Genomic DNA, 18,296 nt, shown 5'->3' on the forward strand with positions numbered 1-18,296 from the left:
CCTTGAGGAGCCCCAGATGTCCCTGGAGAAACTGCTGGAGAAGATAGAGGAGGACGCCCGGAAGGAGAGCCGGCGCCTGCTGGCCGAGGCCGAGGAAGAGGCCGCTCGCATTAGGAGAGAGGCCGAGGAGGAGGCCCGGAGGGAGGCCGACGAGATACGCAAGTCCTACAGGATGCGGGCGGAGGGAGAGCGGCTCAAGATCCTCAGCCGGGCTCGGCTGGAGGGCCGCATGGACCTCCTGGCGGCCAAAGAGGGGTTGCTGGATGAGGTGGTCCGGGAGGCGGGCCGCCGCTTCCGGGAACTCCCCGAGGAGGAATACGGCGAATGGCTGCGGAAAGCCGTTCTCTCCGGGGTCGTGAACGGGGACGAGGTGTTGACGGCTTCCCCCTACGACCGGAGGCTGCTGGAAGGAGGGCTTCTCCAGGAGATCAACCGGGAGCTCTCCCAGGCGGGGAAGAAGGGGGAGTTGAGCCTCTCCCCCGAGGACGCCCCCTTTGACCGGGGGGTGATCTTGAGGGGCAGGGGCCTTGAGGTGAACCTCTCCGTGGAGGCCCTGCTCCAGAAGGTGTGGGAAGAGAGCGAGGAGGCCGTGAGCAGGCTCCTCTTCGGTCCGGAGTGAGAAAGAGGACGGGGATGGCGCCATGGCCGTGAGCCGGGGACTTAGCGGGAGGCCCAGCTGGAAACGGGAACCCCTGGACCTCGGGAAAGAGGAGGCCCAGAAGCCCCACAGGGCGACCCCTCTGCGGAGGCCGGTCTTCAAGCCCTTCCACGACGTGCTGCGTTACGGCCATGCCGTGGGGAGGGTGAGGGCCCAGGAGAGGAAGCTCCTCATGCCCCACCACGTGGGGAGGCTCGTGGAGGCCGATTTTCAGGAGGCCCTGCACATCCTGGAGGAGGTGGAGATGGGCGACTACCTGGCCGGGGCGACCACGGCGCGGGAGGTGGACGACGGGCTTACCGCCTATCTCCACGACGTCTACGCCTTCCTGCGGGAGGCCCTGCCCAAGGACTCCGTGCTCTTCGAGTTCTTTCACTGCCGCTACGACTTCCACAACCTCAAGGTCCTCCTCAAGGCGAGGCGGGCCGAAGAGGGGGAGGAGGCGCTGCTGCCGCGCCTGGGAAGCTTGAGCGTGGAAGTCCTGAAGCGCGGCGTGGAGGACCCCTCGGAACTCCCCTCCCCGTACCGGGAAGTGGTCCTGGAGGTGAAGGGGAGGGAGCTCTCTCCGCAGGAGCTGGATACGCTGCTCGACGGGTATTTCCTGAGGTATCACCTACTCCTGGCGCGCCGGGAGGGGAGCAGGTTCCTGGAGGAGTTCGCCCGCACGGCCATCGATCTCGCCAACCTCAAGGCTTTTCTCCGTGCCCGGCGGCTGGGCAAGGACCCGGAGTCCGTCCGCAGGTCCCTGGTGGAGGGGGGGCACATCTCCACGTCATATCTGATGGAGGCTTACGGCGATCCCGAGGAGGCGATGCTGCGGAAGCTGGAGCGGGCCCGCTACCCTTCCCGCCTCCTCGAGATCGTGGGGGAGGGCGAGGAGAAGCCGAGCCTGAGCGATTTCGACCGCCGCAGCGACGATTTCATCATGGACATGCTGCGGGCCAGCCGCCGCATCTCCGCGGGAGTGGAGCCGGTGTTCGCCTTCGTGCGGGCGAGGGAGAACGAGGTGACCATGGTGCGCATGATCCTCATGGGAAAGCTGCACAACCTGGCCCCGGAGGCCATAGAACGGATGTTGCGCAAGCTGTACATCGAATAGTCGATACCCGGTCCGGCGCCCCGGGATTCGCTGCCCGAGAGGGGACCGCGGACCGGGAAGGAAAGGGAAGGATAAGGATGAGCGCCCTGAGGATGGCCATGATAGGGGGAAGGACCTCCACCCTGGGATTCAAGGCTGTGGGGGTGGAGACCTTCGTCGCCCCCCTTCCGGAGGACGGCCCGCGCATCTGGCGGGAACTGGACCTCCGGAGATACGCGGTGGTCATGGTCACCGAGCCGGTCTTCGAGGTCCTGGAGCGGGAGATACCCGGGTTCCCTCCCCAAGGGGGGCTCCCCGTGGTGCTGGTGGTTCCCGCGGTGACCGGGACCCGGGAGACGGCGGCCGCCCGCCTTCGGGAGCGGATCGTGAAGGCCGTGGGCGCCGACCTGGAGAGATGAAACATATGGAATAATCTGGCAACATGCCCAAGGTGAAGAAACGCTTGTGACGGTGACGTGAGAGGATAGAGGGGAGAGCCAGATGGAAGCGGGAGTGGTGGTCAAGGTTTCCGGACCCCTGGTGGTGGCCAGAGACCTGCCCGAGCCCAAGATGTACGACCTGGTCAAGGTGGGGAAGGACCGCCTCATGGGGGAGATCATCGAGCTGCGGGGCAACCTGGCCTCCATCCAGGTCTACGAGGAGACGGCGGGGCTGGGGCCGGGCGACGAGGTGATCTCCACGGGCGAGCCCCTCAGCGTGGAGCTGGGGCCGGGCCTTCTGACCTCCATATACGACGGGGTGCAGCGGCCCCTGGACGTCATCAGGGCCAAGTACGGGAACTACGTGACCCGTGGGGTGGAGGAGCCCGGCCTCTCCCGGGAACGCAGGTGGGCCTTCACCCCGGCGGTGAAGGTGGGGGACGAGGTAGGGCCGGGGGACATCCTGGGCACCGTCCCGGAGACCAAGGTCATCGCCCACCGCGTGATGGTCCCCGTGGGGGTGGAGGGAAGGGTCTCGGAGATAAAAGAGGGGGAGTTCACCGTGGAGGACACGGTGGCCGTGGTGGAGACCCCCAAAGGAGAGGTCCCCGTGAGCATGATGCAGCGCTGGCCGGTACGCCGGCCCCGCCCTTACGCGGCCAAGATGACCCCCCACGAGCCTCTGGTGACCGGACAGCGCATCGTGGACACCTTCTTCCCCATCTCCAAGGGAGGGACGGCCTGCGTGCCCGGCCCCTTCGGCTCGGGGAAAACCGTCCTGCAGCACGCCATCGCCAAGTGGGCCAACGCGCAGATCGTGGTCTTCGTGGGCTGCGGGGAGCGGGGTAACGAGATGACCGACGTGCTCCTGGAGTTCCCCGAGCTCACCGACCCCTACAGCGGGGAGCCCCTCATGCTGCGCACGGTGCTCATCGCCAACACCTCCAACATGCCGGTGGCCGCCCGCGAGGCCTCCGTGTACACGGGCATCACCATTGCCGAGTACTACCGGGACATGGGTTACCACGTGGCCCTGCAGGCCGACTCCACCTCCCGCTGGGCGGAGGCCCTGCGGGAGATATCGGGGCGGCTGGAGGAGATGCCCGGCGAGGAGGGCTACCCCGCCTACCTGGGCACCCGACTGGCCGCCTTCTACGAGCGGGCCGGCCGCGTGGTATGTCTGGGGAAGGACCGCCGGGAGGGCTCGGTGAGCGCCATCGGCTCGGTGTCTCCACCGGGAGGCGACCTCTCCGAGCCGGTCACCCAGGCCACCCTGCGCGTGGTCAAGGTCTTCTGGGGGTTGGAGGACCGCCTGGCCTTCGCCCGCCACTTCCCGGCCATCAACTGGCTGAACAGCTACAGCCTCTACCTGGACAAGGTGGAGGATTACTGGAGGCGGGAGGTGGAGCCGGCCTACGCCGAGCTCCGCGAGGAGGCCATGGGCATCCTGCAGAGGGAGGCGGAGCTTCAGGAGGTGGTGCGCCTCATCGGCATCGAGGCCCTCTCCGACCAGGAGCGCCTGATAATGGAGACGGCCAAATCCCTGCGCGAGGACTTCCTGCAGCAGAACGCCTTCGACGACGCTGACGCCTTCACCTCCCTGCGTAAGCAGTACCGGCTGCTCAGGCTGATTATGACCTACCACCGCCTGGCGGCCCGGGAGCTGGAGAAGGGGAGACCCATCGAGGAGCTCATAGACCTCCCCGTGCAGGAGGAGATCGCCCGGGCCAAGTTCATCCCCGAGGAGGACCTGGAACGCTTCGACCGCCTGGAGGAGAAGGTGGCCGAGCAGCTGGCCGGACAGGCCTCGGAGGTGAGGGCCTGAGGGAAGTGGGCCGGACGGGGCTCTGCACGGGGACTTGACTGGAAGAGATTGGAAGGAATGTCGCCGCCTGGGGGGCCGCGTTGTCGAGGCTCGCGCGGCGGGGCGGCGAATGGAATAGATTGGAAGATATCGGGATGCGCCGCGTAAAGGCAGGAAGCGGCGCCCGTCCCGTGCCTGCGGCGGGTAGCTAGTGGGGAAGGAGTCGGAGAAGATGCTCAAGGAGTACCTGACGGTCAAAGAGATCGTGGGGCCCCTGATCCTCCTGGAGGGCGTGGAGGGGGCCAAATACAACGAGCTGGTGGAGGTGGAGTTCCCGGACGGGACCGTCGGGCTGGGCAACGTCCTTGAGGTGGAGGAGGACCTGGTCCTCCTGCAGTCCTTCGAGGCCACCAGCGGCCTGAACATCGCCCGGACCAAGGTGCGCTTCACCGGTCGCGGGCTGGAGCTCCCGGTCAGCCGGGACATCCTGGGCCGGGTCTTCGACGGACTGGGACGCCCCATCGACGAGGGCCCGCGCATAATCCCGGACAAGAGGCTGGACATCAACGGGAACCCCATAAACCCCTACGCCAGGGACTTCCCCACCGACTTCATACAGACCGGCATTTCGGCCATCGACGGCCTGAACCCCCTGGTGCGGGGACAGAAGCTCCCCATCTTCTCCGGGGCCGGGCTGCCCCATTCCCGCCTCGCCGCCCAGATCGCCCGCCAGGCGGGCGTGCTGGGGGCGGAGGAGGAGTTCGCCGTGGTCTTCGCCGCCATGGGCATCACCTTCGAGGAGGCGGAGTTCTTCATCCAGGAGTTCCGCTCCACGGCGGCCATAGAGCGGGCGGTGCTTTTCATCAACCTGGCCGACGATCCGGCCATCGAGCGCATCGCCACTCCGCGCATGGCTCTCACCGCCGCGGAGTACCTGGCCTTCGACCTGGACATGCACGTCCTGGTCATCCTCATCGACATGACCTATTACTGCGAGGCCCTGCGGGAGATCTCCGCGGCGCGCAAGGAGGTGCCCGGACGGCGGGGTTACCCCGGGTATCTGTACACCGACCTGGCCACCATCTACGAGCGCGCGGGGAGGATAAAGGAGGCCAAGGGGTCTATCACCCAGATCCCGGTGCTCTCCATGCCCGACGACGACAAGACGCACCCCATACCCGACCTCACCGGCTACATCACCGAGGGGCAGATCATCCTCTCCCGTGACCTGCACCGGAGGGGCATCTACCCGCCCATCGACGTCCTGCCCTCCCTCTCCCGGCTCAAGGAGAAGGGCATCGGCCCGGGCAAGACGCGCGAAGACCACTCCCCTCTATCCAACCAGCTCTTCTCGGCCTACGCACGAGGCAAGGAGGCCAAGGAGCTGGCGGTCATCCTGGGAGAGGCGGCCCTCTCCGAGGAAGACAGGCTCTTCGTCCAGTTCAGCGAGGCCTTCGAGGACCGTTTCATCCGCCAGGGGGAGTACGAGGACCGCAGCATAGAGGAGACCCTGGCCATAGGCTGGGACCTCCTGCGCATCCTCCCCCGCGCCGAGCTGAAGCGGGTGAAGGAGGAACATATAAGGAAATATATGGAAAATGCTGGCTGAGGCGGCGGGGACGGAGGATCCTGAGACGAGGAGCGGAAGATGGCGCGCATCCAGGTGAACCCCAACCGCATGGAGCTCCTGAAGCTGCGCAAGCGAGCGGCCATCGCGGAGCGGGGCCACAAGCTGCTCAAGGACAAGCTGGACGAGCTCATGAAGCAGTTCATGGTCCTGGTCCAGGAGAGCCGGGAGCTGCGCCGGGAGGTGGAGTCCCGCCTGGCCGACGCCCATCTCATCTTCGCCATCGCCCGCTCCGAGGCCATCACCGAGGAGGTGGAGGAGTCCCTCTCCGTCCCCACCGTGAGCCTGGAGGTGGAGGTGGAGAGGGCGAACATCATGGGGGTAAGGGTGCCCCATTTCGAGGTGCGCACGGAGGGCGACTTCGACTGCTACAGCTTCATCTCCACCCCCTTCTCCCTGGACGCCGCCCTCCTCAACTACCGGGACCTCCTGCCCGACCTGGTGAGGCTGGCGGAGATGGAGAACAACGTGAGTCTCCTGGCCCAGGAGATAGAGCGCACCAGGAGGCGGGTGAACGCCCTGGAGCACGTGCTCATACCCTCCCTCCGGGAGACCATCGTCTACATCACCATGAAGCTGGACGAGATGGAGCGCTCCTATCGCACCCAGCTCATGAAGATAAAGAGCATGCAGGAAGAGGCCGCCTCCCGCTGAGCCCCCGGGCCCCCCTGGATTTCACGGGCCCGACACATCCTCAAGGTTTTCCCGCCGCGCCGCTCGCAGCCTCGCCCGGACCGCCCGGAATGGGATTTTGCGTGACGGTAAGCCTCCAGCTGACGCAGGCGCCGTGACGCCGCCTCTTTAGGGGCTTTGAAGGCCTGCCCCTCCGCTCACCGCCCTGTTCGGCGCACTGAGGGCATCGGTTTCCGCTCGCTCCGCTGCCTTATTGTCCGCGGGTATGGAGGGCATACCTTACGGGAGATTATCGCGCCGAGCCGAAGGGGGAACTCTTCCGCTTTTTGACAGACCTTTTCCCCGCCACATATACTTTTTGAGGAAGGAAATGACCTCCGAGGGCTGTCTTGTCTACCCTTCAAGGCGCCGGGAGGCCCTCTCGAGGGGCGGGGCGCAAGGGTCAAGCCCGCCCGGGAGTGAGGGTCCGGCGGCGAGTCTTCCTCTCCGTGCCGGGGGCTGGTCGAGGAGGAGGTCCCTTGATGGCCGGTGCGCGCCCCGCAGAGGGGGAAAGGTCACGGGGTGGGCCGATGTTGAACGACTTCGCCGGCAAGCTTTCCCTGCGCCTCGCCGGCCTGGTGGGGGAGATACAGGAGACCTTCGAGCGCAACATACCCACCTATGCCGCTCTCTCCGCGGAAGCCAGGGCCGATGTCCGTAGGCAGTTGACCGAGCTCATCCGCAGGACCACCGGCTTTCTGGTGAGGAAGGATGCGGCCCGCGACGAGCTCTACGCTTACGCCCGCCGGGTGGGGAGAAGCCGGGTGATGCAGAACATCCCCCTGGGAGACCTGGTGAGGGCGGTGTTCCTGGTGGAGGCCATTATCTGGGACCGCGTCCTCCCGGCGGTTAAGGAAGGTGAGGTCGCCGCCGGGGAGTGGATAGATTTCCTCAAGGCCTCGGGGGAGGTGAACGCCGAGATACTCGCCGCCCTCTCCGCTTCCTACCTGGAGACCAAGGACGAGATGGTCAGCCGCCAGCTCCGCGAGCTGCACGGTCTTCTGGAGGTGGGGCGGACCATAACCTCGACCATGGACCTGGAGGCGGTGCTCAACCAGATCCTGGAGGTGGCGGCGGGGATCGTGCAGTCCCCCATGGGCGCGGTCTACCTCCTCGAGGAGGGAGGGGGGGAGCTGGTCCTGGTGGCCCAGATGGGGCTGGCCCCCCCGTGGACGAAGGGGCGCCGGGTGGACCCCCAGCGCACCCTGCTGGGCCGGGCGTTCCGGACGGGGGCGCCGGTCAGCGGCGCGGACGACAGGCTCCGAGGACTCTCCCTCCCCGTCCCCACCCGTGGTGGAAGGGTCCGCTCCGCCCTGTCCTGCCCCATCCTCAAGGATCACACTCCTCTTGGAGGGTTGGAGCTCTACGACGCGGAGCCCCGCTCCTACGACCGCCTGGACATGGCCCTCCTGGCCGCCTTCGCCCCCCAGGCTGGGGTGGCCATCCAGAACGCCCGCCTCTTCGAGCTGGAGAGGAGGCGAGCCCGGGAGATGGAGATGATGAAGGAGTTGGCCGAGGAGGCGGCGGCGGCGGTGAGTTTCGACCAGGCGGTGGGCGTGGTCCTGCGCAAGGTGGCCGAGGTGGCCGGGGTGGAGAGGTGCATCCTCTTCCTCTACCACCCGGAGGAGGAAGAGCTGGAGTTCGTGAGGGGCCATGGCCTGACCACCCCGTTGAACCGGCGGCTCAAGGGAAGCCGCCTCCCCCTTTCCCAGGCCGACCTGGTCACGCGCCGAGCGGTGCGGAGGGGGGAGATGCTGGCCGTGGCGGATGTGGGCAGCGACCCTCGCGTGGAACGTGGTCACCTTACCTCCTTCAGGTTGAGGTCCTGCCTCATCGTCCCCCTCTTCCGGGAAGGCGCGGTATCGGGGGTGATGGTGCTGGGCAACGTGCGCTCCCCGCGTTCCTTCGAGCCCGAGGAGATGGAGACGGTGAGGGTCCTCTCCGCCCAGGCGGCGGTGGCCATCTCCCAGGCCGGGCTACGCCAGCGCATCCAGGAGCGGGAGCGGAGGCTCCAGGAACTGGAGGCCAACGAGCGCATCTACCGGGAAAGGGAACGCAGCGAGGCCATCGTCTCCGCCAACCCCGAGGCCATCATGGTCGTGGACCGCGCGAGGAACATCGTCCTCTTCAACCCGGCCGCCGGGGAGCTCTTCGGATGGCGGCAGGAGGAGGCCCTGGGGCGGCACATCCACGAGGTCCTCTACCGGGAGGAGAACCCGGAGCCGGGGGCCTGTTCCATGCTGGACTGCCCGGTGGAGGCCGCCTTCCGAGGGGAGAGGGCCGTGCTCCCGGAGATGGAGTACGAGAGGCGTGACGGCGGGAAGGTGTGGATAAGCGGGTCCTTCTCGGTGATCCGCAATCAGAAACGGCAGATAGAGAACGTGATCTGCGTCTTCCGGGACATCACGGAGCAGAAACGCATGCATCGCCTGGCCCTGATGGACAAGGAGCTGGACATCGCCGCCAGCATCCAGAGCGCGCTGCTTCCCCAGGGTTCCCTGGAGAACGAGGCGGTGAAGGTGGTGGCCCACATGGAGCAGGCGCGTATCGTGGGGGGCGACTGGTACGACTACTGGGTGGACGGAGACCGTCTGGTGGTGGTGGTGGGGGACGCCGCGGGCAGCGGCATCCCGGCGGCGATGCTGGCCACTCTGGCCATGAGCGCCGTGCGCGCCGAGGCCGTGGACCGCCGGGATCCCCTGGAGGTCATGCGGAAGGCCAACAAGGCCCTCTACCCCCACCGCCTGGAGGACCGCTTCATAACCATCCTCTACGGGGAGCTGGACCTGCGCACGCTGCGTTTCCGCTACGTGAACGCCGGCCACAACGACCCCTACCTCATCCGCAGGGGCGGGGAGGTTGTAACCCTCCCCTCGGAGCGGCGCACCATCCTGGGGGCTTTCGAGAGCATGGACCTCCAGGTGGAGGAGGTGGACCTGGAGCCCGGCGACCGGGTCTTCCTGTACACCGACGGGGTGGTGGACTGCCGCGACTCCCGCCGCCGTCCCTTCGGGGAGAAGCGGCTGCGCCGTTTCCTCAAGGAGGCGGGGTCGCGCTCCGCGGAGGCCTTCCTCAACGAGCTGGTGGAGGTGCTGCGCCGTTTCTGCGGGGCGGCCATGGAGGACGATTTCACCCTTCTCCTCTGCGACGTGAAGGAGAGGAAGCCGGGAACGGAAGGGGAAAAGGGCGGCCACCTGATAGCCTCCGGAATGAGCGTTCCGGGACCGGGATGGGGGCCGGTGGCGGGAGATGCGGGAGGCCCGGGATTCGGCGGCCAAGGGATGGCATGAGCCGAGCGGGATCTGCACCTTCCAGTCCGGCGAGGGATGGTGGCCGGCGGGGAAGGGGACCCTGTGAGGGAAGGCAGGCATCCTCGTCCTGTGGCGATAACCAAATATTACCATATACCATGAATTGCCAAGTACCGAACTACGCGGGCGAGCTCAGCGAAGGACGGTTGCCGGCGGTGAGGGGGAGGAGGGTGAGCTCGGCCCTTCCGCTCGAGGGGGGCGAGATACCATAGGCCATGAATCTCCGTATCCCTCTTGCCTTACGAGACCGCCGCGCCAAACCGGGCGGAGGACGGCCGCATAACGCGAGAGGTGTCGGGAGCGGGAGGCTCAAGTCCGCCTCGCAGCGGTAATGTCGGAGTGTCAAATACCATAATATACCATATAGGTTAACGTCGGCGAGTGTGGCGAATCCTGCGAGCAGCAAGCCGCCGAACGCGATGAGTGCAGGTAGCGGGAGGCTCAAGTCCGCCTCGCAGCGCGATTGCCTGGGTTTGCCAAATACCAAACATGCCTTTCATTTCATTTTCGGCGAATGCGGTGGATTCGGAAGGGCGCGGTTGCGGGCCGCGAGGGATCCCGGCAGGCGGCGTGGCCTCGGCCCGGGGTTCCGGGAGGCCGGCCGGGAGGGGTTTATAATGGAAGAGCGCCGGGCGGAGGGAGGTCACCCGGCGGGCGTCGTAGGCGTTATCGGCTGTCGAGGTGGTTGACGGGATGAAAGCCGGAGAGGTGACCCCGGAGAGAGCCCGGGAATTCGCGCGCTCCTGGAGCGTGTACCGCCGGGAAACCCGGAATCCACTCTGGATGAGTCCCGAGGAACTGGCGGGCCTCCAGGAGAGGAACCTGAGGAGGCAGCTGGAGCTGGCCGCCCGCTTCAGCCCCTATTACCGGGAGCTCTTCCGCCGGGAGAGGGTGGAAGTGGACAAGGTCCAATCCCTCGGGGACCTGGAGAGGATACCGGTCACCCCTCTGGAGGCCTACCTGCGCAACCCCCTGGCCTTCCTCCTCGCCGTGGACCCGCCGGGGGAACTGGACGCCACCTACGAGATAACCTACACCTCGGGGACCTCCACAGGGACGCCGGCTCCCTTCTTCAACACCACCTACGACATGTACAACATCACTCTGGCCATGCGCCGGACGGCGGAGATATGTTGGATGACCCCCCGGGATACCCTCCTCAATCTCTTCCCCTACGGCAACCTGCCGCACATTGGTTTCCAGCGGACCGTACACCTCGCCTCCTCGGTGGGCATGAGGCTGGTCAACGCGCTCACCGGCAGGGACGCGCCGGGCTTCCCCCTCCACCGCACCCTGGACGAGGCCCTCGAGCTGGCCGCCGGGCACCGGGCGACCGTGCTGGCGGGCATGGGGCGCCAGGTGAGGAGGTTCATCCTGCGGGGGGAGCAGGCGGGGGCCGACCTCTCCTCTGTGCGCGTGATCCTCTCCCTGGGGGAGACGGTGACCGAGGGGATGCGCGAGGAGATGCGCGCCCACCTTACCGGCGAGGCCGCGCGGGCTTTCGTGGTCAACGGCTACGGGTTCACCGAGTTCCAGGGGAGCTTCGTGGAGTGCTGCGAGTCCGGGGGTGACCACAACCCTGCTCCCGACCTCTATCACCTGGAGGTCCTGGACCCCCGGACCCTGCGCCCCCTTCCCGAGGGCGAGCTCGGCCTCTTAGCCCTCACCCATCTGGACCGGCGTGGCACGGTGCTCCTCCGTTACCTGGTGGGAGACCTGGCGGCGCTGGAGAGAGGGGCCTGTCCCCATTGCGGGAGGGTTGGGGAGCGCCTGGTCATCCGCATGGGCTCCACCTACGCCGTGCGCGCGGACAAGGTCATCCGCGTGGACGGGAGGCTGGTCAATCCCGAGGCGGTGAGGAACCAGCTGGCCGCGGTGCGTGGCGTGGTGGAATACCAGTTGGTGGTGGAGAAGGAAAGGCCCGGCGACCCCTTGAGCCCGGACCGGCTGACCCTCCGCCTCTCCGTGGCCGGGAGGCTGCGCCAGGACCTGGAGAAAGAGGTGGTGGCCAGGGTACGCGAGGCGGTGGGGATAACCCCGCACATCGAATACGTGCAGTCCCCGGAGATCTACGACCCCTCCCGTATCCTCAAGGCCACGCGCATCGTGGACCGGCGTTGAGCATGAAGGGCCTTCCCCGAAGCAGCGGGCTCCGCGAATCGGCCCCCCATAATCCCCTCCCGTGTGACCAGGGCGCCTCTTGTCCCTTTATGGTCAGGCTCACGGGACCCGCCGAAAGGTCGGCCTATCCCGCTTACGCGGTTCTCGGGAACCCCTAAACATCGCGGGTGGATGGAAGGCCGGGTGAGGGGTAGGGCCTTCCCTTTCCGGCCGGGGGGTGACTCCTTCGCCCCTCCCGGCGGTCGCCTTCCGGGAGGGAGGCCGTTCAATCCCGCCGGACCAGGTATTCCTCCAGGCGGCGCATCCCCTCCCGGATCCTGTCCAGGTGGTTGGCGTAGCTGAAGCGCAGGTATCCCTCACCGCCGCTGCCGAAGTCTATGCCCGGCGTGACCGCCACCCCGGTTTTCTCCAGAAGCTCCATGGCCAGGGAGTAGGAGTCCCGGGTGAAACGGCGGGCGTTGGCCAGCACGTAGAAGGCGCCCTGGGGCTCCACGGCCACCCCGAAGCCGATCTCCCGCAGCCGGGGGAGGAGGAAACGGCGTCGCTGGTCGTAGGTGCGCACCATGGCCTCCACGTCCTCGGCGGCCTCGGTGAGGGCGGCGATGCCCGCCCACTGCACGAAGTCGTTGGCGGAGATGAAGAGGTTCTGCATCATCTTCTGCACGGGGCGGATGAACTCCGGCGGGGCGATGAGGTAGCCCAGCCTCCAGCCGGTCATGGCATAGAGCTTGGAGAAACCGTTGATCACGAAAGCCCGGTCGGTGAACTCCAGGATGGAGTGCTCCCTGCTCTCGTAGACCAGCCCGTGGTATATCTCGTCGCTGACCACGTAGAGCCCCTTCTCGGCCAGGGAGGCTATCTCCTCCATGACCTCGGGCTCCAGGAGATTACCCGTGGGGTTGGAGGGGGAGTTGATGATGATGGCCCTGGTCCTGGCACTCAAGCGCTTCTCTATCTCCCGCGGGCGGTACTGGAAGCCGTCCTCCTCGAACACGGGGACCTCCACCGGTCTCCCGTCCACGAACTCGACGATGTTCGGGTAACAGGCGTAGCAGGGGTTGGAGAGGATGACCTCGTCCCCGGGGTCCAGGAGGGCGGCGAAGAGCAGGAGCATGGCCGGGGAGCTGCCGCTGGTGACCACGATGCGGTCCGGATCCACCTCCACATGGTATTTCTGTAAGTAATGTTCGGAGATGGCCTCCCGCAGCTCACGTACCCCCTGGCTGTGGGTGTAACGCGTCTTACCCTCCAGCATGGCGCGATAGGCGGCTTCCTTAATGCAGCGTGGGGTGTCGAAGTCGGGTTCGCCCACCTCCATGTGGATGATGTCGCGGCCCTCCCGCTCCATGTGCTGGGCCTTCTCCAGCACCTCCATGACGATGAAGGGAGGGATGCGCTCTCCCCTCCTGGCGATCATAGGATACCTCCCGGAGCTCGATATCCCTTACGGGAAATTGGTATGCGGGTAATTATAATACATCGTGCCGCAGCCATCTTTCCTTCGGAGAGCCCCGCATAGTCGCACTGGATGTCTCTTGGTCCCCTTGAATGAACGTATCTCCACCCTCCGCGTGCCCCATCCACCGGGTCTCCTTTCCGAAGGACGGATACAGGAGACCCGCATTCCCGAGCGGGAGGATGCCGGAACTCTCCCGGATGTATGCCTATCGCCGCGCCTCCCTGAGGCAAAAAGACCGGTACGCGTCACCCAGGATGCTGGCCATTGCCCCCTCATGGTGTATATTGGTTTCCAAGGGCCGTCCGTGCCGGAAAGGGGAGGATATGGACTGGGAGGCGTTGCGCGCGCGCATCAGAGCGGACTTCGAGGCCAAGAACAACACCCGGGAGGAGGTGCTTAGGCTGTGCCGATCCCTGGTGCAGACCTCGAGCTACGTGATCCGCGCCGTTCACCGCGGCGAAAGAGAGGAGGCGGAGAAACTCCTCCAGCAGGCCGCAGGCCTCTCCTCGAGCATAACCCACATGACCGAGGACCACCCCGAGGTGTACACCGCCGGTTTCGTCCACGACGCCCAGAAGGAATACGCCGAGGCCCGGGTGACCTTCGCCCTCATCTACCGCGAACCCCTGCCTGGCCCCGAGGAGCTGGGGGTGGAATACCCCGCCTACCTCAACGGTCTGGGCGAGGCGGTGGGGGAGCTGCGCCGGGCCATCCTGGACCTCATAAGAGAGGGCCACCTGGAACGCAGCGACGAGCTCCTCAGCCACATGGACGACATCTATTACCTCCTGGTGTCCTTCGATTACCCGGACGCCATAACCGGTAACCTGCGCCGCACCACGGACATGGCACGGGGGATCATCGAGCGCACCCGGGGCGACCTCACCACCGCCATCAGGCAGAGCAAGCTCCGCCAGGCCATCTCCGAGCTGGAAGCGCGCCTGGAGGCGGGGACCGATACATCGGATCGTTGAAGCCGCTTAGTCTCGTGCGCCGACCCGGAAAGGAGAGAGGGGGAGCGGTTTTCTCTCCTGGCCACGTATATCGCTGTGGGAAGAGCTTTTAAGGCTCTTGGAGTAAGGAGATAGCGGGGAACGGTTTCTTCTTATACACGGACCCGGGACATGCCGATCTTGGCCCGCGGTTTTCCTTCATCGTATCTCTGCTCTTGCCTGCGGACGTGGATAGAGTGGGCCTCTTCCCCACAGGTGGCTGAAGGTGTTGGTCCTTTTGTCGGGAAACGCCGGATGTGCAGGCGTGGGAGCCGGCTTCCATTGCCTTTGGGAGGAATGGGGATGGTGCGCTTGCGGGGACGGCTGCCCATAGGGATCCGCCCGGTCCGGCTGGCGCGTTCAGTCCAGTTTGCGCACGTGGATGGAGTTGGCCAGGTGCCAGCCTACCGTGCGGCGGTTACGGCCCACCACCGCCTGCAGGGGGCCCTTGAAAGGGTCCTTGGCCACCACCTTGATCTTCACCCCGGGCTTGATACCCAGGGAGGCCATGAACTGCAGGAGCTCCGGCTCATCGTCCTTCACGCTGATGACCTCCGCGCGCTCCCCGGGCTCCAGGGAGTAGAGGGTGGTCTCCTCCACGCGGACATCCTCCACCTTGGAAGGGATGGGGTAGCCGTGCGGGCACACCTTGGGGCGGTTGAGGGCCACGAAGAGCCGCCTCTCCACCTCGTCGGAGAGCTGGGTCTCGAAACGGAGGGCCTCCTCATGGGCCTCGTGCCATTCGAAGCCCAGCATGTCGGTGAGGAAACGCTCCACTATACGGTGTCGCCGGATGGCCTTGACGGCCAGCTTCTCGCCCTTGGGGGTGAGGGTTATGCCGTGGTAGGGTGTGTAGTTGATGAGCCCCTTCTGGGACAGTTTCTTCAAGGTGTCGGTGACCGTGGAAGGGGCGACCTTGAGGGATTCCGCCAGGGCGGAAGTGGAGACGGGGCTCTGCGCCTGCTGGAGGCGGAAGATGTGCTTGAGGTAATCGCAGTGCTGATCGAGCAAGGACGGTTGCCGAGAACTTTTCATCGACCCTCCCACGGTCCTTGAAATTTTGAATGTCCCAAATTATAATTTCGGCATTCCGAATTTTCAAGGCAAGCCTGGCCCTCGACCACGGGGCGGAGGCGACGGGTGCGGGTCCCGAAGAGGACCCCGCCTAAACCGCGAAGATGTTGTCTGCGAATGAGGTCATCGGGGAGACGGTCCGTGCGGTTTTCTTCGCACGGTGAGGGGCCGAGCCGATGCGAACCTCTTCTGTGAGGGTGGCGGAGCGGAAGCTCCCCACTCCGTAACCCGGTCCGGAGCCGGGAGAACGCCGCCTTTCCGGACCATGGCGGCGGGAAAACCGGGACCGCGGAACACGGGGAGCGCAGAGCGGTTTATGGATGGCCGGCGGTCGTGCGGGGAAGGGTCACGGGCGATCAGGGGTCTGAGATCGACGATGCTCGTGACCGCAGGCCGCGAACGGTCGGGAGCGCGAACAGGAGCGGGAAGGGATGAACGTCTATCGGGGAAAGGAGTGATGAGATGGAGAACGCCTGGCCCTATATCACGCTCATCGCCGGATTACTGGGCCTGGGCACCGCGGGTTTCTACGCCTGGTGGGTGCTCAAGCAGGATCCCGGCGACGAAAAGATGCAGTCCATCTCCAGGCACATTCAGGAAGGGGCGGCGGCGTTTCTCAAGCGCGAATATTCGACCGCCATCTGGTTCCTCCTCCTGGTGGCCCTGGCCATGTTCATCTTCGTGAAGAACGGGGACCTTCCCGTGGGTAGGTATCAGGCCCTGGCCTATATCTTCGGTGTGCTCTGCTCCGGGAGCATCGGGGTCATCGGCATGACCGTCTCCACGCGGGCCAACTGCCGGACTACCCAGGCCGCCAAGGAGGGCATGGGGCGAGCCCTGCGCCTGGCCTTCCGGGGCGGCTCGGTGACCGGTCTCTCCGTGGTGGGGATGGGACTCTTCGGGGTCTCCTTGGTCTACCTGCTGATGACCAAGTGGTGGGCGCCCAACACCGTGCTCCAGGTGATACCCGAGCTGGGCAGGAACTCGGTCCCCGACGTTGTGGCGGCTTTCGGTCTGGGCGCCTCCTCCATCGCCCTCTTCGCCAGGGTGGGCGGGGGCATCTTCACCAAGGCCGCCGACGTGGGCGCCGACCTGGTGGGAAAGGTGGAGGCGGGCATACCCGAGGACGATCCCCGCAACCCGGCAGTCATAGCCGACAACGTGGGAGACAACGTGGGTGACGTGGCCGGCATGGGTGCCGACCTCTACGAGTCCTACGTGGGCTCCATAGTCGCCCCTGTGGCCCTGGGGGCCATCCTCTTCGCCGGGACGGGCCACGCCTGGAAGGGCATGGTGCTGCCGCTGGCCATCGCCGCCGTGGGGATCGCCTGCTCCATACTGGCCAGTTTCATCGTCAGGGGCAAGGAGAGCGGGCATCCCGGGCGCTCACTGTCCCTGGCCACCTACAGCGCGGCGGTGCTGACCACCATCGCCACCTTTTTCCTGGTCACCCTGTTCCTCAGGAACACCCCCGGGGTCAAGAACCCGGTCGGTTTCTTCATCGGGATAGTGGCCGGACTCTTCGCCGGGATGTTCATCGGGCAGGTATCCGAGGTCTACACCTCGGATGCCTTCCCTATCGTGAAGAACCTGGCCCAGTCCAGCACCACGGGCTCGGCGACCAACATCCTCTCCGGTATAGCCGTGGGCATGGAATCCACCACCGCTTCCATCATCTTCCTGGTGGGCGCCATCGCTGCCGCCTACCTGGCGGGACGCTGGGCCATGGGAGGATCGGCGGCGGGATCTCTCGGTGTTTCCGGGGGTATATACGGCATCGCCTTGGCGGCCATCGGGATGCTCTCCACCACGGGGACGGTGGTGGCCGTGGACGCTTACGGCCCCATCGCCGACAACGCGGGGGGCATCGCCGAGATGAGCGGGCAACCGCCGGAGGTGCGCCGCATAACCGACAGCCTGGACGCCGCCGGGAACACCACGGCGGCCATCGCCAAGGGTTTCGCCATCGCCTCGGCGGGGGTCACCGCCCTGGCCCTTTTCCGGGCCTTCACCGACGCGGCCAAGGTGTCCTCCATCGACCTCAGCCACTACCAGACGGTCATCGGGCTCTTCCTGGGCGCCGCCTTCCCCTTCCTCTTCGCCGCCCTGGCCATCAGCGCCGTGGGCAAGGCGGCCAACAAGATGGTGGAGGAGGTGCGGCGGCAGTTCCGGGAGATTCCCGGCCTCCTGGAGGGGAAGGAAGGGGTCAGCGCGGAATACGCCCGGTGCGTGGACATCTCCACCAGGGGCGCCCTGCGCTACATGATCGCCCCTGCCTCCATCGCCGTCCTCAGCCCCATCGTCATCGGCCTCTGGAACGCCGAGGCGCTGGCCGGGTACCTGGGAGGGGCCCTGGTGGTGGGCTTCCTCATGGCCATCTTCATGGCCAACGCCGGCGGGGCGTGGGACAACGCCAAGAAGTACATCGAGGCCGGGAACCTGGGCGGGAAGGGCACGCCCACCCATGCCGCCGCTGTGGTGGGCGACACGGTGGGCGATCCCTTCAAGGACACCGCCGGGCCGTGCATGAACATCATGATCAAGGTCATGACGGTGATCGCCCTGGTGTTCGCGCCCCTCTTCGTGAAGTAGGCTTGGAGTTGCGGGGCCGCCCTCCGGCGAGGGCGGCCCTTTTCTTTCGCCCTTTCTCTGGGGTGAAAGCGTCGCACGCCGCTTATGATCCTCTCGCACGTTCCATCCGCGATCAGGGAATGGCCTCCCCATTTTAAGGTTGCGCTGCTTTTTGGAAGACGTCGCCGCGAGGACCGGGTGGAGAGGGGAAACCCGGATCTCTCCCACCACCGGCGCGCATCATAGGCTTCCGGGTCCGGTCCCGCGAGAGGATACGGTGCTGTATCGTTTCAGTAGGCGCTTTCCGGGTTGAAAAGAGTCGAGAGACCACCCTATCATCCTGACAAAACAAGCTAAGTTAACAGGAAGAAAGGGGTGATCTCTCTTGCTGAACGAAATCATACTACGTCTTGCGGAGGAAGCGAAGGGGATAGAGGAGATAGAGGAAAGGACGGCGGAGTTGGTCTTCGAGCTGGGCCGGGCCATACT

Annotated in this window: 12 protein-coding genes; 10 read left to right on the forward strand and 2 right to left on the reverse strand. The window is 65.9% G+C overall.

What is annotated here, in order from left to right; genetic code table 11:
* Positions 1-16 precede the first annotated feature (16 nt).
* From H7007_RS02895 to H7007_RS02930, 8 genes are all read left to right on the forward strand, one after another.
* Positions 17-619 carry a V-type ATP synthase subunit E gene (locus tag H7007_RS02895; RefSeq protein WP_287152992.1) on the forward strand — a complete coding sequence of 201 codons (603 nt, stop codon included), beginning with the start codon at positions 17-19 and terminating at the stop codon, positions 617-619.
* A gap of 22 nt (positions 620-641) precedes the next feature.
* On the forward strand, positions 642-1,757 hold the full coding sequence (locus H7007_RS02900) for a V-type ATPase subunit (RefSeq protein ID WP_287152993.1): 1,116 nt from the start codon (positions 642-644) through the stop codon (positions 1,755-1,757).
* A 77-nt stretch (positions 1,758-1,834) separates the two neighbouring features.
* A complete protein-coding gene (locus H7007_RS02905) occupies positions 1,835-2,155 on the forward strand; it encodes a V-type ATP synthase subunit F (protein ID WP_287152994.1) in 321 nt (106 codons plus the stop codon).
* A gap of 82 nt (positions 2,156-2,237) precedes the next feature.
* On the forward strand, positions 2,238-4,001 hold the full coding sequence (locus tag H7007_RS02910; RefSeq protein WP_287152995.1) for a V-type ATP synthase subunit A: 1,764 nt from the start codon (positions 2,238-2,240) through the stop codon (positions 3,999-4,001).
* 211 nt (positions 4,002-4,212) lie between these two features.
* Positions 4,213-5,589, forward strand: a complete 1,377-nt coding sequence (locus H7007_RS02915; RefSeq protein ID WP_287152996.1) for a V-type ATP synthase subunit B — start codon at positions 4,213-4,215, stop codon at positions 5,587-5,589.
* Between the two features lie 39 nt (positions 5,590-5,628).
* Positions 5,629-6,261 carry a V-type ATP synthase subunit D gene (locus H7007_RS02920; RefSeq protein ID WP_287152997.1) on the forward strand — a complete coding sequence of 211 codons (633 nt, stop codon included), beginning with the start codon at positions 5,629-5,631 and terminating at the stop codon, positions 6,259-6,261.
* Between the two features lie 500 nt (positions 6,262-6,761).
* The gene (locus H7007_RS02925; RefSeq protein ID WP_287152998.1) at positions 6,762-9,569 is read left to right on the forward strand and encodes a SpoIIE family protein phosphatase; all 2,808 of its coding nucleotides are present in this window, start codon (positions 6,762-6,764) and stop codon (positions 9,567-9,569) included.
* 714 nt (positions 9,570-10,283) lie between these two features.
* Positions 10,284-11,711, forward strand: coding sequence for a phenylacetate--CoA ligase family protein (locus H7007_RS02930; RefSeq protein WP_287152999.1), 1,428 nt, complete (start codon positions 10,284-10,286; stop codon positions 11,709-11,711).
* A gap of 265 nt (positions 11,712-11,976) precedes the next feature.
* Here the strand turns inward: H7007_RS02930 and H7007_RS02935 are convergent, their stop codons facing one another.
* A complete protein-coding gene (locus H7007_RS02935; protein ID WP_287153000.1) occupies positions 11,977-13,128 on the reverse strand; it encodes a pyridoxal phosphate-dependent aminotransferase in 1,152 nt (383 codons plus the stop codon).
* Positions 13,129-13,493: 365 nt separating this feature from the next.
* On the opposite strand from H7007_RS02935, the gene H7007_RS02940 reads away from it, so the two are divergent.
* Positions 13,494-14,144, forward strand: a complete 651-nt coding sequence (locus H7007_RS02940) for a translin family protein (protein ID WP_287153001.1) — start codon at positions 13,494-13,496, stop codon at positions 14,142-14,144.
* A gap of 378 nt (positions 14,145-14,522) precedes the next feature.
* On the opposite strand, the gene H7007_RS02945 is transcribed toward H7007_RS02940, so the two are convergent.
* Entirely contained in the window at positions 14,523-15,197 is a 675-nt protein-coding gene (locus H7007_RS02945) for a metal-dependent transcriptional regulator (RefSeq protein ID WP_287153002.1), read from the reverse strand.
* Positions 15,198-15,698: 501 nt separating this feature from the next.
* Here H7007_RS02945 and H7007_RS02950 point away from each other — a divergent pair.
* Positions 15,699-17,828 carry a sodium-translocating pyrophosphatase gene (locus tag H7007_RS02950; protein WP_287153003.1) on the forward strand — a complete coding sequence of 710 codons (2,130 nt, stop codon included), beginning with the start codon at positions 15,699-15,701 and terminating at the stop codon, positions 17,826-17,828.
* Positions 17,829-18,296 lie beyond the last annotated feature (468 nt).

The organism is Candidatus Solincola tengchongensis, assembly GCF_015711935.1.
Taxonomy (GTDB): domain Bacteria; phylum Actinomycetota; class Geothermincolia; order Geothermincolales; family RBG-13-55-18; genus Solincola_A; species Solincola_A tengchongensis.